Here is a 13,782-nt window from a genome sequence, read left to right on the forward strand (position 1 = left end):
GCTGATGACTTCGCGCTGGTTGGTCAGGCGAACCTTGGCCACCTTGCGCAATGCCGAGTTCGGCTTTTTCGGAGTCGTCGTATAAACGCGCGTGCAGACACCGCGCTTCTGCGGGTTCTGGTCCATCGCAGGGACCTTGGATTTGGCCTTCTGCGGGTCGCGGCCCTTGCGGACCAGCTGGTTAATCGTCGGCATGAAGCCCTTCACCTTATGTTACCAGACGGGGCTGGCGGTTACTTTGCTGGATCCCCAACGGCAAACCTGCCCAGGGTCGGAAATGACAAAAAGGACCTCATGGAAGCCTTTTGAGCTCCGCGGTCCTGGACGGTATCCAGCAATGTTCAAGCAGCCTCGACGCGACTTTGAGTCCCGCGAAGCAGGCGCGCCTATACGCGGCACACCGGGGGAGGTCAACATTGAGTCTGGCGGATTGCGGATCCTGCGCTCTTTACCGCGCGCTAACCCTGTTCGGGTAGACGAACCCCATGTTCCAAAGCGATATCCGCCCGCCCCAAGCCCGCCTTCGCGCAGCGATCTTCGCTGGCATCATGATCATTGCGGTCTGGTGGCATGCCATGTTGCTGCCGATCTTCACCACCGACGTCATCAACGATTACATTCCGTGGTTCAATCATATCGTCGATACCGGGCCGATTGCCGCCTTCGCGCACCCATTTGGTGCCTATAACCCACCCTATCTCTATCTGCTCGCGCTGGCGACGCCGCTAAAGGGGGTGATCGCCGACGGCTTTATCATCAAGGTCGTTGGCGTACTTGGTAATGTCGCGGCGGCAGCGGCAATGTGGCATTTGCTCGTCCGTCTAAAGGTCGATGACGCCAAGCGCCTCGCCATCTGCCTGCTCGCCTTGCCCACGCTGATCCTGAATGCTGCCCTGCTTGGGCAAAGCGATGCGATGTATGCCGCGCCGCTGCTGATGGCGATGGCCGCCGCCATTGATCGCAAGCACCCGGCGATGCTCGGCTGGTGCGGGCTGGCGATCGGCATCAAGCTGCAGGCGGTGTTGATCGGGCCATTCATTCTGGTGCTGCTGATCGCGCGCCGGGTCCCGCTGCACCACTGGCTATGGACGCCGGCCATCTATGCGTTGACGCTGGTCCCGGCCTGGCTGGCCGGATGGCCCGTCTATGATTTGCTGACAATCTATGCGGGGCAGGCCGATACATTTCACGACATCGCGCTTAACGCGCCCAATATCTGGATGGTCGCCATGCTGCTCGGCGCACAATCCTACGACATTACCGGGCTGGCGATGGTCGCCGCGGTCGGCGCGGTCGCTGCCTATCTGGCACGCTTTATCGCAACCGCGCGCCATTTCACGCCCGTCATGCTGGTTCGGCTCGCGCTGCTCGCCCCGTTGATCACGGCAGGATTGCTGCCGCGCATGCACGAACGCTATTTCCTGCTGGCGGATGTGCTGGCGCTCGTATTGGCGATCATCAGCCCGAACCGGAGCGACTGGCGTATCGCGGCTTATGTGCAGCTTGGCTCGATTCTGGGCCTGTTCGCTTATTGTGTCGGCTGGCCGTGGATGGCCGGTGTGGGGGCCATCCCGATGCTCCTGGCGACCTGGCTGACCGCCGCGCCATTGCTCCAACCCGCCGCGAACGATAATCCCCTTCTGGCACGCACCATTTAAGCAAAGCTACCTGCAAAAAGCCGCGCTTCTGTGGTAGCTTTGGCGTTCAATTCATCGACTCAGATATTTCTGCGGGGTAATTATGAGCATGTTTAACAATAATAGCCGTCCAACGCGCGATTCGGGCACGAGCAGCTTGCCGCAGCCCCCGAGCCAGCCCGCTGGAAAGCGTGGCATGTTTTCCGTGCTCGGTTCGGATGTGATTGTCACCGGCAACATCATGGCGACCGCGGATTTGCATATTGATGGCCGGGTCGATGGCGATGTGAATTGCGGATCGCTGGTGCAAGGCACCGAAAGCAGGATTGCGGGCAATGTCCGCGCCGAAACCGCGCGACTGGCTGGCGCGATTGAGGGCACGGTGTCCGTCCGCCAGCTCACCGTAGAGCGCGCCGCCCGCATCACGGGCGATGTTGAATATGAAAATATCGCGATCGAAAATGGCGCCAGCATCGATGGCCGCCTGAAACATATCTCGCCCGATTCGGGCAGGACGTTCACCGGCAGCAGCACCTCCACATCGGGCCGCCCGACGGAATCAGTCCATCTGGTCAGCCCGAACGAAGCCGCCGCCTGATCGGCGACGCCTGAATACAAAAAAGGGCGCGACACCGGGGGTATCGCGCCCTTTTTTCTTACCGCGGTGACCGAGTTCACAAATCTCTCCAACAAAAGTCGGATTCTGGGTGGGAAGCGGACGTCAACCGCCACCGTTGCAGGAGGCAGTATCGGCCTCGGTGGAGCCTGCCTCCAGTGTGACGTTTACCGCCGCACAGCCCCCGTCTGCGATCCATGGCATGTCGTCGAGCGTAGAGACCCAGCGCCTTTTGCCAGAGTCCAGCCCGCCATGCGGACCGATCACAAACAGTCCGACCACAGCTCCGGTAGGTGCGCGAGTGTAGAAGCGAGCGTATCGAGCAATCGGTGCCGATCCGGCGGGCATCACAACAGTACGCTCGATAAGGTCCATGGAGGCAGCTTGCTCGGCACCTCCGTTCGAGGACGATGTCGCAAGTAATGCAAGCCCCATGACGAGCAACCATCTCATATCGCTGCGAGTAACACGGAAACCTGCATATCCGCTAGTGGGGCGACAACAGCCACAACAACATGGTTCGGCTTTAGCCCAATCGCCCACCAACGGCGGTTTACTTAACCCGCACCCCGCCCTTGATGACCGCGCTGACATGTTCGAGCAGCGTCACATCGCCTAGCGGATCGCCCGCTACAGCGACGATATCGCCATAGCGCCCGACCGCAATCGCGCCGACATCAGCGGTCTTGTCCAGCGCTTCCGCCGCGCTGCTGGTCGCCGCTCGGATCGCCTGGAGCGGGGTCATGCCCCATTGCACCATCTTGGCGAATTGCTTGCCATTGTCGCCGTGCGGATAGACGCCCGCGTCGCTGCCGTACAGCATCGGCACCCCTGCCCTGACCGCGCGCTGGAAGGTCTGGCGCTGTTTCAGGCCGATCTCCTTTTCCTTGTCCAGGCTCTCCTGCTCGGTGCCATTGGCGGTGCCGGTCGCCAGGATATAATCGTCATTATAGATATCCATGTCGAACCAGGTGCGGCGCGCCGCCGCCAGCTTGATCGTTTCATCAGAGGCAAGGCTGGCATGTTCGATCGTATCGATCCCCGCCAGAATCGCGGTGCGGATGCCCTCGTCGCCATGCGCATGCGCCGCCACCCGGATGTGGAGCATATGCGCTTCATCAGCGATTGCCTTCATCTCCTCGAGCGTCAACTGCTGCCCGCCGACGCTGTCTCCGAGCGAAAATACGCCGCCGGTTGCGCAGATCTTGATCACCTGCGCGCCATATTTGTGCAGCCAGCGCACCTTGGCGCGCGCTTCCTCGGGTGAGTTGATCACCGAGGGCTGCTGCTTGTCGAATGAGGGCGGCAGGCTGTTGTCGTCGCAATGTCCGCCGGTCGCGCCAATCGCATAGGTGGCCGTGGTGACGCGCGGCCCGGGGATCCAGCCGCCATCGATCGCCTCGCGCAAGCCGACATCGTCAAAGCCCGACGACCCGACATTGCGGACCGAGGTGAACCCGGCATCGAGCGTCTTCTTGGCATTGGCGACGCCCACCGCCTGCCAAAAGCTGTCGGTATATTGCAGCCCGCGATAGCCGCCAATCTCAGCGAGCGAGGTCAAATGGACATGCATGTCGATCAGCCCCGGCAGGATCGTCTGCCCCGACAGGTTGATATGCTTGACGTCGCTGCCCCATTTCACTGTGCGAGCATCGGCCACGCTGATGATGCGGCCATCGGTGATGAACACCGCCGGATAATCCACCGTCTTGCCGGCGACGACATCGACCATGTGATCGGCCGTGACGACGACGGTCTCGGCCTGGGCGGGCGCAGATACTGCAAGCAGCAGTCCGGCAATCATTCGTTTCGACATTGGCCAACTCCACGCCATCAAATCTTCGTATGATGACCCTATCGCTAAAAAGACGCGCTGGGAATCGCCATCGGCCCCGGCGCGCGTTCCCGGTTAGCGCCTTGTCCTCAGCTTCAGGGGCTGGCAGGCCAATAGGTAAGATCAGCAACATTCAATTGTGCAACAATAGAATGAACCACTTTGACCAGATATTGGATCGACAATAGACCTAGTTCGAATTGACCGACACAATATCATCAATCAAAATATCTGTGGCAGATCAGTAAGATCGCCCAGTAATTGCTTAACCTTCACATGCGGCCGAACCAATCCTCCTGTCGATAGATCAGTATCGAGCGGGTCGGATTCCCTTGGCCGATTTTCATGAAAATCCAAAAAAGGAGCAGGAAATGACCGTTTATACGATCCAGAACCAATGGGGTGGAGACTTCGCCCCTTGGCATGATGGCGGCGTGTTGAACATCGGCAACCGTGGCGCGCAGCTGCCGATCGCCCTCAACATCAGTTCAGGCGACGGGGGCCGCAGCTTTACCGGCACGATGACCTATACTGGCGAAGGCCCGATCGGCTTTCGCGGCACGCTCGTCACCGAAAATTGCTATCAGGTTGAAAATCAATGGGGCGGCGATTCGGCCCCCTGGCACGATGCCGGCCTGTTCCTGCTGGGCGCACGCAACGGGCAGAATGCGGTCGCGTTCAACCTGAGCTCAAGCGACGATGGCCAGACCATTACCGGGACGATGACCTATGCGGGCGAAGGCCCGATCGGCGTGAAGGGCGCGATATCGGCAGGAACCGCCTATAACGCCGTCAACCAATGGGGCGGCAACAGTGCGCCATGGCACCGGGGTGGCCAATGGGTGATCGGCTGCCGTGACAATCAGGCGGTGGTCGCCATCGACGTCTCCAGCAACGACAATGGCCAGACGCTGCGCGGGACGATGACCTATGCCGGGGAAGGCCCGATCGGCTTCCAGGGCACCCGGACAATGGCCAACACCTACAGCGTCGCCAATCAATGGGGCGGCGATCAGGCGCCCTGGCATCCCGGCGGCACCTGGGTGATCGGCTGCCGAGGTACCCAGGGTGTCGTTGCCGTCAGCGTGCAAGCGGCTGCCGATGGCAAGCTGACCGGGCAGATGACCTATGCTGGTGAAGGCCCAATCGGTCTCGCACTCACCACCAGCGCTTCCTAACCAACAAACGGCGGACCGGGTGGCTGCTGCGCCGCCCGGTCCGCTCGCTTGTGCGTCTCAGAAATGCAGCGCGCGGCCATAGGCGCTGAGCACGCTTTCATGCATCATTTCGCTGAGCGTCGGATGCGGGAAGACGGTTTCCATCAATTCCTGCTCGGTCGTCTCCAGCGTCTTGCCGATGGTATAGCCCTGGATCAGCTCGGTCACTTCCGCGCCGATCATGTGCGCGCCGAGCAGTTCGCCGGTCTTGGCGTCGAACACCGTCTTGATGAAACCCTCCGCCTCGCCGAGCGCAATCGCCTTGCCATTGCCGATGAAGGGGAAGTTGCCGACCTTCACATCGTATCCGGCTTCCTTCGCCTTGGCCTCGGTCAAGCCAACGCTGGCGATTTGCGGGTGGCAATAGGTGCAGCCGGGGATGTTCTTGGGGTCCATCGCATGCGGATGGCCGCCGGCGATCGCCTCAGCGGCGATGACGCCTTCATGGCTGGCCTTGTGCGCGAGCCAGGGCGGCGCGGTGATATCGCCGATCGCCCAGAGCCCGGCGACATTGGTGCGGCACATCGGATCAGTCTTCAGGAAGCCGCGATCCATCGCGACGCCCAGCGCCTCAAGCCCGATATTCTCGGTATTGGGCACGATGCCGACCGCGACAATGACATGGCTGAACTCGCTGGTGGCAACCTTGCCGTCCTTCGCCTTGATGCTCGCGGTCACGCCGTTCGCGCCAACATCGATCTTCTCGACACCAGCGCCGGTCATGATCGTCATGCCCTGCTTCTTCAGAGACTTCTCCAGGAAGGCGGAAATCTCGGCATCCTCGACCGGCACGATCCGGTCGAGCATTTCGACCACAGTCACTTCGGCACCCATGTCATTGTAGAAGCTGGCAAACTCGATCCCGATCGCGCCCGAACCGATGACGAGCAGCTTGGTCGGCATTTCGGGGGGCACCATCGCGTGGCGATAGGTCCAGATGCGCTTCCCGTCCGCCTTGGCAAAGGGCAGGTCGCGCGCCCGCGCGCCTGTCGCCAGGATGATGTTCTTGGCGCTGATTTCCTCGGTCTTGCCGTCCTTGGTCACCGCAACTTTGTTAGCGGCGGTCAGCGTGCCCTCGCCCATATGCACGGCGATCTTGTTCTTCTTCATCAGGTGGGTGACGCCTTGGTTGAGCTGCTTGGCCACCCCGCGCGAGCGCTTCACCACCGCATCGATATCCGCGCTGATCTTCTCGGCGACCAGGCCGTAATCCTTGGCATGCTGCATATAATGATAAATCTCGGCGGAGCGCAGCAGCGCCTTGGTCGGGATACAGCCCCAGTTGAGGCAGATGCCGCCGAGCAACTCGCGTTCGACGATCGCTACGTTCAGGCCAAGCTGGCTCGCCCGAATCGCGGCGACATAGCCGCCGGGGCCCGAGCCAAGCACGATGAGATCATAAGTATCAGCCACAGTCAGACTCCTGGGGAGGGAGGATCATACAAATTCTTCGCCAATCACGCGCGGCATCCGCCGTTCATCGATCGCGACGAAAGTGAAGCGTGCTTGCGTGACAAGGCAGGATTGTTCGGCATGGCGGTCGCGTCGCCAGCTCTGCACTTCGATCGTCATCGATGTGCGCCCAACCCGCGCCAGATCGGCATAGACCGAGACCTCATCGCCAACGAACACGGGCGCATGGAACTTCATCGCCTCGACCGCGATCGTTACCGCGCGGCCTTTGGCATAACGGGCGGCGACCAGGCCGGCTGCGGAGTCCATCAGGCTCATCAGCCAGCCGCCAAAAATGTCGCCATAGGCGTTGGCATCGGCCGGCATCGCCGTAACGCGGATCGCCAGCTGGTTTTCAGGGGGGATCGGATCAGGCATCGGGGCCGGTCAGCGCCCAGCCCATAGTGGGGGCAAGACCGAGGCCAAAGGCCTGTGCGATCCACAGTCGCGCCATCCCTTCGAGCTCGCGCGCATAATCCAGGCCCCCGGCATCCCGGACATCAAAGCCGATATCCGTGAGCAACTGCATCACTGCCGCCTTGGCGGTGGCGTCATCGGCGGCAACGAACTGCAGCGGCTTGATCCGCCGCACTGGTGCATCGGCCATCACGCCAGAGCCAACCTGATTGAGCGCCTTGACCACCACCGCATCGGTCTTTGCCTGCAACAACACTGCAGCGGACTGATCGGGCGCGATCAGCGGGGCGAGGTTGTTTCGGAAATCATAGGGGTTGATCGGATCAATCAGGATCTTGCCAGTGATCGGCCCCATCGTCGCCAGCGCGCCATCCACCGCATCCCAGCCGATCGCCAGCACGATAATGTCGGCCCAGGCCGCCGCGTCCGCCGTCGAGCGCCGCGCGATCCCATCCCCACCGGCATGCTTTGGATCGGCGGGGTCGCGCACGCCATAGACCACGTCATGCCCGGCGGCGGCGATGTTCGGGGCAATGGCGCTGCCCACCCGACCCGTGCCGATAACCGCAATCTTCATGCCTCTCGTCCCCGTGCTTCGGCAGCTTCGGCGGCGCGGTCTGCGGCCCAGGCCTGACGCAGCGGCAAATACCCCATGCCGATGACGAACGCGATCACGACATAGTCAGTATTCCAGATGTCCGCGCGCGCCAGCGGCACGGCCCAGGCCGCCATCGACGCCATCACAATCGCGGTGGCGATACCAAGCGCAATATGCATGAGTTCAATCGCAAATCGCATGATCGTGCCTCAGGCCAGCAAGCCAAGCGGGTTTTCGACGAGCGCCTTGATCGCCTGCATCAGCTGCGCGCCGTCCGCGCCGTCGATCGCGCGGTGATCGAAACTGCCGGTCACCGACATCACCGTGGCGATGCCGAGCGCGCCATCGATCACATACGGCCGCTGCTCGCCCGCGCCAACGGCCAGGATCATCCCCTGTGGCGGGTTGATCACCGCATCAAATGCCTTGATTCCGAACATGCCCATATTGGAAATAGACGCCGTCCCCCCCTGATATTCGGCTGGCTGCAGCTTGCCGTCCTTGGCCCGCTGGGCAAGGTCCTTCATTTCGGTGGCGATCGTGGAAACACTCTTGCCCGCTGCGTCCTTGATGATCGGGGTGATCAGCCCGCCGGGGATCGATACCGCGACCGCGATATCGGCACGGGTATAGGAAACGAGCTGGTCGCCCAGGAAGGTGACATTGCACTTCGGCACCTGAATCAGCGCCACCCCCAACGCCTTGATCAACAGATCATTGACCGACAGCTTCACCCCGCGCGGCTCCAGCGCCTTGTTGAGCTCGCCGCGCAGTTTGAGCAGCGCATCAAGCCGCACATCGACCGTCAGATAAATATGCGGAATCGTCGATTTTGCCTCGGTCAGCCGCCGCGCAATGGTTTTGCGCATGTTCGAGAGCTTCTCAATTGCGTGCGGGATCGTATCGTCCCACGCGACGGGCGCGGCAGGGCGGACAGGGTCGGCTGGCGCAGGCGCGGGTGCAGCGACGGCAGGCGCCACGGCGACGGGCGTTGCCATCGGCGCAGCACCAGGGTTCGCGCTATCGATATCGGCCTTGATGATCCGGCCATTCGGGCCAGTCCCGGCCACTGTCGCAAGGTCGATGCTTTTCTCGGCCGCCAATCGACGCGCCAAGGGACTGGCCTTGATCCGGTCCCCGCTTGCAACGGGCGCAGGCGGCGGCGCGACCGGCGCGGGCGCCACGGCGACGGGCGCGCTGGCCGGTGGAGCCGCATCAGGCACAGCCGGTGCCGATTTAGCAGGTGACGCCGGTTGCGATGCGGGCGGCGATGCCGCCTCCCCTTCTTGCGTCAGCAGCGCAATCACTGTGCCGACTTTCACATTGTCGGTCCCCTCGGCCACCAATATCTGGCTGATCACGCCTTCATCGACGGCTTCGAACTCCATCGTCGCCTTGTCAGTTTCGATTTCGGCCATCAAATCACCCGAAGAGACGCTGTCGCCTTCCTTGACCAGCCATTTGGCGAGGGTGCCTTCCTCCATCGTTGGGGAAAGAGCGGGCATCTTGATCTCGATCGGCATGAAAGAGGAATCCTTGCGCGAGTCCTGGGGGTGGGCGTTTCCTTCGCCATCCGGCGCGCCGGGTCAAGGCCAAGGCTTGCACAGCGACCCGTCCCGGCCCACCTTAGTGACAAAATCGATCCGAAATTGGCGGGGAAAAACGGCCATGCGCATCTATCTGGTGGTGATCGACGAGACGCCCGAGGCCGAAACCGCGCTGCGCTTTGCCGCACGCCGCGCCGTGAAGACGGGCGGTGGCGTCGAAATCCTGGCGCTGGTGCCCGCTGCCGAGTTCGTGCCCTGGGGCGGTGTGCAGGCCACCATCGAGGAAGAGGCGCGCCAGCATGCCGAAGCCTTGGTCGCGGCCGCAGCAGGCACACTGATCGAGGAATCGGGGCTGAAGCCTATCATCACCGTGCGCCAGGGCGACGCCAGCAAGGTGATTCGCGACGTCATCGCCGGCAATTCGGAAATCGCCGCGCTGGTGCTTGCCGCCGCCCCGCATGGCGCGCCCGGCCCGCTGATCAGCCATTTCGCCGGATCGGATGCCGGCGCCCTGCCAATCCCGCTGATGATCGTGCCCGGCGGGCTAAGCGCCGCTGCAATCGATCGGCTGAGCTAGCAGGGTGGTCAAAATTCTGCCTTAGATCATTGCTCTATCGCCCTTGACCTCTTGGGAGAACGTCCATGCGCCGCCGCCATTCTCTAGCTCCGCGCCTTGCTTCCCTGCCGCTTCTCCTGCTGGCGAGCGCTGGCCTCGCATCAACGCCGGCTGCCGACGGCATGCAGCCCATCGACCGAATCGTTGCAGAACGGGTGAAGTTTGCCCTCCCCGACGACGAGCAGCCGCGGTTGCCTGTGGTCGATGATGCCGGGATCGGCTTGTTCGGCTTTGCGTCGGGCCTGCCGATTGACGCGGTACGGCAAACCCGGTCGGTCCGCGATCTTGATGTGCTCGTGAAACTCAAAATCGTGCGTTTCACGCCGCGCAAGCCGTTCAAACTGGGCGGCGCTGCGGCGGTGCTCGCCAATATCACCTCCGCCACGATCGCCGCCAATGTCGATTTGCGCAATTATTACCAGCAACCCTTTTATTATCCGCCCTCGGCCGCCGACAATGCGCCGATTGATCCGGGCGAAGAGCGTGAGGCCACCGCGCAGCTTGCGGGCTTGCTGTCAGCCGATGGCTGCGGCGCGCGAACGATCGCCCTGCTTCGCCGGATCGCCGCCGGGCCGGGCCACGGGAAGCTGACGGCCGCCGCTGTCGATGCGCGCCGTCTGCTCACCCGACTTGGCAACGGGGCCTATTACCCAACGGACGGATGCGCTGCGCCCGAGGTCGAACCGGATTATGTCCGCACGGTCGCGGCTGCATCTTAGCCCCTTGCCGATGGGTGCTGTAGCCGCCACCATGCCGCCATGCGCATTCCACTGCTGGCCACCGCCGCCCTCGCCCTCTGCCTTCCCGCTTTGGCCAATGCCAAGGACAAGCCCGACCCGATTCGCCTGAAGGCGACGGTTGAAAGGCTCGTTTCGTTCGGCACCCGCAATACGCTTTCGTCCCCCACTGATCCGGTGCGCGGTATCGGCGCGGCGCGGGCCTGGGCGGCAGACGAGCTCGACAAATTGGGCGAGGCGTGCGGTTGCATGCAGGTTCAGCGCATCGGTCGGACCTTTACAGGCCCGCGCGCACCCAACGGGGTTGAGGTGATCGACGTGCTGGGCGTCCAATGGGGGCGCGATCCCAATCGCGTCGTCATCGTCGGCGCGCATATCGACAGCCGCGGCACCGATACGCTTGACGTGACCAAGGACGCGCCGGGCGCCAATGACAATGCATCGGGCGTGGCGCTGGTCATGGAGGCAGCGCGGCTGCTGTCGCCCGAGAAGTTCGAGGCGACGATCGTCTATGCGGTCTTCTCGGGCGAGGAACAGGGGTTGTGGGGCGGGCAATTGCTCGCCGAAACCGCCAGGGATCGCGGCTGGGAGGTCTCAGCGATGCTCAACAACGATATCGTCGGCAATACGATGGGGCAGAATGGCATTCGGGTGGCAGGCCGGGTTCGGGTGTTTTCCGAAGGCATTCGCGCGTCGGAAACAATCGCTGAGCAGCTCGCCCGGCGCGGCAATGGCGGCGAGGATGACGGCCCCTCCCGCGCGCTGGCCAAGACGATCGACGCGATTGCCGGGGATATCCCCGGTGGGCTCGACGTGTTTATGGACCGGCGGCCCGATCGTTTCGGGCGCGGCGGCGATCATGAGCCGTTTCTAAAGCTCGGCTATCCGGCGGTGCGCTTTTCCGTCGGCGCGGAAAACTGGACGCAGCAGCACCAGGACATCCGGAGCGAGGGCGGCATTGATTATGGCGACACCGTGGACAAGATGGATTTCCCCTATCTCGCCAAGGTCACCGCGATCAACGTCGCTGCGATCCGCCGCTTCGCCAGCGCGCCTGCTGCGCCCAAGCAAGTGACGATCAACGGCGCACTGTCCTTTGACACGGCGGTGAAATGGGCGCCGGTAAAGGGGGCGGCCGGCTACCGCGTTTATTGGCGGCGCACCGATACTGATCGTTGGACAGGCCATAAGGATGTGACCGAGCCGGGCGTGACGCTGGTCAACACCTCGATCGACGATCACCTCTTCGCCGTGGCCGCGCTGGCAGCAAATGGCGCGGAAAGCCTGCCGGTGTTGGCGGGACCGGCGCCCCGCCCTTAGCTCTGTTTGCGATCGCGTGGAGTCACTAAAGCCCCTCCTCTTCAGGGGAGGGGTTGGGGTGGGGGCTCTCCGCCGGCGCAGCGCTTGTGGACACGCCCCACCCCCGTCCCCTCCCCTGAAGGGGAGGGGTGAATTGGGGTGTCACGAACAATTCTAGCGCAACGCGCCCGAAAAATCGCCTATCGGCAAGCGCAGGCGCAGCTGCACTTTGGCTTTGCGCGCCCGTGGCGCACGGGCTTGCGATAGCTGCGGCGAACGGGGGTGCGGTACACTGTTTCCTCGATATATTCAGTGACGGTCGTGGTGACGACCGGGGCCTGCTGCACCGTAATCGTCGTCGTGACACCACCGGGATAATAATAGCCGCTGCCCGCCGACCAGGTCTGGGTATAGCCATGCGGATAGAGCGGCTGGACCACCGCGCCGGCCTGCACCTGCGGCTTCGGCCCATATCGGCCGCTTTGCCGGCCCTGCTGATAGCCCCGTTGGCCATTCACTTCATAACTGCCCTGATAGCTGCCCTCATAGCCAATGCCGGGCGCTGGATAGGGGGCGCCATAGCCTGGCTGATCCCCGGCATAGTCGCTGTCCTGATCATCACGGCCATCCCAGCCAATCCCGCTGACGCTGTCATGCACCCGGCCGCGATCGTCGATCAGCACCGCATCGTCATAATAGCGCGACCAGCGATAGCCGTATGGCGGCGGGGCCAGGCCATAGCTGGCAAAATTGCCGATGAAAAAACTCGGTGCGATCCAGTAGCTGGGCAGCGCAAAGCCGCGCCATGGGCGGCGATAGCCATTCCAGCCGCCAGGGGCCTGCACACCGCCGATCCAGCGACCACCGACCTGGCCGCCCCAGCGTTGGCCCTGCAGCCGCGGCATCCGGTTCAGGGGCGGATTAACGTTTGGATTGGCTGGTGGATTGGCTGGCCGCGACATCATCATCGGCGGCGCGCCAGTGCGGCCGCCACCCGACGGTGCCAGCATCGGTGCCGGCCCACCCTGCGGCCCGCTGACCGGAACGTTGATCTGCGGGGCGATCATCTGCCCGCGCCCGAGTCGCTGTGCGTCGGCGGGGCCGGCCAGCACGATCGCTGCCAGCGCAAGCGACACGATCTTGGGGGTTTGCATGGTTAACTCTCCGCCCGGTCGTCCGCCGGACGATGATCCGGGCCGAACAAACCGTAATTTCTTAACGGCATCGTTACCAATTTTGGCGGTTTTTCGCCACCTTAAGCACTGTCCCAGTTCGGGTCAGATACGCCCGGCGAGCAACGCGGCGAGTGCTTCCACCCCGGCGGCGTCCGCAGCATCGAAGCGCGCCGCGATCGGGCTGTCGAGGTCGAGCACACCGATCAGCATGCCGTCGCGCACAACCGGCACGACCAGTTCGGATCGGCTATCGGCATCGCAGGCGATGTGCCCGGGAAAGGCATGAACATCGTCTACCAGCTGCGTCGCCAGCGTCGCCGCAACCGTCCCGCACACGCCGCTGCCCATCGCGATGCGTATGCACGCCGGTTTGCCCTGGAACGGCCCGAGCACCAGTTCACTGCCAACCAGCCGATAAAAGCCCGCCCAGTTGAGATCGGGCAGATATTGCCAGATCAGCGCGGCTGCATTGGCCATATTCGCCACCGCATCGGGCTCGTCAGCGGTGAGCGCATCGAGCGCCGATCGCAAATCGCGGTACAATTCAGCCTTGGCACTGGTATCAACGGTAAAGGCGTACATCGCTAGCTCCTGCATTGGCCCCGCAGGTGGCGTCGGCCCCTCCGCTTGGCAAGGG

14 protein-coding genes and 1 pseudogene are annotated in these 13,782 nt (G+C 62.9%); 6 read left to right on the forward strand and 9 right to left on the reverse strand.

Annotation, left to right across the window (positions count from 1 at the left end):
• A pseudogene (rpsL, locus tag B7Y43_RS10345) lies at positions 1-195 on the reverse strand (30S ribosomal protein S12); the annotation flags it as partial.
• 290 nt (positions 196-485) lie between these two features.
• Here rpsL and B7Y43_RS10350 point away from each other — a divergent pair.
• The gene (locus B7Y43_RS10350; RefSeq protein WP_374131573.1) at positions 486-1,658 is read left to right on the forward strand and encodes a hypothetical protein; all 1,173 of its coding nucleotides are present in this window, start codon (positions 486-488) and stop codon (positions 1,656-1,658) included.
• Positions 1,659-1,833: 175 nt separating this feature from the next.
• Complete coding sequence (locus B7Y43_RS10355; RefSeq protein ID WP_374131574.1) at positions 1,834-2,235, forward strand: polymer-forming cytoskeletal protein; 402 nt, start codon at positions 1,834-1,836, stop codon at positions 2,233-2,235.
• 571 nt (positions 2,236-2,806) lie between these two features.
• Here B7Y43_RS10355 and B7Y43_RS10360 read toward each other — a convergent pair.
• Positions 2,807-4,069, reverse strand: a complete 1,263-nt coding sequence (locus B7Y43_RS10360; protein ID WP_374131575.1) for an amidohydrolase family protein — start codon at positions 4,067-4,069, stop codon at positions 2,807-2,809.
• Between the two features lie 389 nt (positions 4,070-4,458).
• On the opposite strand from B7Y43_RS10360, the gene B7Y43_RS10365 reads away from it, so the two are divergent.
• Positions 4,459-5,265 (forward strand): lectin ESA-2, encoded by an 807-nt coding sequence (locus B7Y43_RS10365; RefSeq protein ID WP_374131576.1) that lies wholly within the window; start codon positions 4,459-4,461, stop codon positions 5,263-5,265.
• Positions 5,266-5,322: 57 nt separating this feature from the next.
• On the opposite strand, the gene lpdA is transcribed toward B7Y43_RS10365, so the two are convergent.
• The 5 genes from lpdA to B7Y43_RS10390 are packed head-to-tail and all read right to left on the reverse strand — an operon-like array spanning position 5,323 to position 9,294.
• Positions 5,323-6,717, reverse strand: a complete 1,395-nt coding sequence (gene lpdA / locus B7Y43_RS10370) for a dihydrolipoyl dehydrogenase (protein WP_374131577.1) — start codon at positions 6,715-6,717, stop codon at positions 5,323-5,325.
• Positions 6,718-6,741: 24 nt separating this feature from the next.
• Positions 6,742-7,134, reverse strand: coding sequence for an acyl-CoA thioesterase (locus B7Y43_RS10375; protein WP_374131578.1), 393 nt, complete (start codon positions 7,132-7,134; stop codon positions 6,742-6,744).
• Positions 7,127-7,750, reverse strand: a complete 624-nt coding sequence (locus tag B7Y43_RS10380) for an NADPH-dependent F420 reductase (RefSeq protein WP_374131579.1) — start codon at positions 7,748-7,750, stop codon at positions 7,127-7,129. The genes B7Y43_RS10375 and B7Y43_RS10380 overlap by 8 nt, the downstream gene beginning before the upstream one ends.
• A complete protein-coding gene (locus tag B7Y43_RS10385) occupies positions 7,747-7,971 on the reverse strand; it encodes a hypothetical protein (RefSeq protein ID WP_374131580.1) in 225 nt (74 codons plus the stop codon). Before B7Y43_RS10385 ends, B7Y43_RS10380 begins: the two co-directional genes overlap by 4 nt.
• A 9-nt stretch (positions 7,972-7,980) precedes the next feature.
• Positions 7,981-9,294: a dihydrolipoamide acetyltransferase family protein gene (locus tag B7Y43_RS10390; RefSeq protein WP_374131581.1), complete on the reverse strand. Its 1,314-nt coding sequence runs from the start codon at positions 9,292-9,294 to the stop codon at positions 7,981-7,983.
• A 145-nt stretch (positions 9,295-9,439) separates the two neighbouring features.
• Between B7Y43_RS10390 and B7Y43_RS10395 the strand changes: the two genes are divergently transcribed.
• From B7Y43_RS10395 to B7Y43_RS10405, 3 genes are all read left to right on the forward strand, one after another.
• Entirely contained in the window at positions 9,440-9,895 is a 456-nt protein-coding gene (locus B7Y43_RS10395; protein WP_374131582.1) for a universal stress protein, read from the forward strand.
• Between the two features lie 65 nt (positions 9,896-9,960).
• Entirely contained in the window at positions 9,961-10,653 is a 693-nt protein-coding gene (locus B7Y43_RS10400) for a hypothetical protein (RefSeq protein WP_374131583.1), read from the forward strand.
• Between the two features lie 39 nt (positions 10,654-10,692).
• Positions 10,693-11,991 (forward strand): M28 family peptidase, encoded by a 1,299-nt coding sequence (locus tag B7Y43_RS10405; RefSeq protein ID WP_374131584.1) that lies wholly within the window; start codon positions 10,693-10,695, stop codon positions 11,989-11,991.
• Positions 11,992-12,170: 179 nt separating this feature from the next.
• Here B7Y43_RS10405 and B7Y43_RS10410 read toward each other — a convergent pair whose 3' ends face one another.
• Complete coding sequence (locus tag B7Y43_RS10410) at positions 12,171-13,124, reverse strand: RcnB family protein (RefSeq protein ID WP_374131585.1); 954 nt, start codon at positions 13,122-13,124, stop codon at positions 12,171-12,173.
• Positions 13,125-13,247: 123 nt separating this feature from the next.
• Positions 13,248-13,727 (reverse strand): GAF domain-containing protein, encoded by a 480-nt coding sequence (locus B7Y43_RS10415; protein WP_374131586.1) that lies wholly within the window; start codon positions 13,725-13,727, stop codon positions 13,248-13,250.
• Positions 13,728-13,782 lie beyond the last annotated feature (55 nt).

It is taken from the genome of Sphingomonas sp. 28-62-20 (assembly GCF_002281505.1).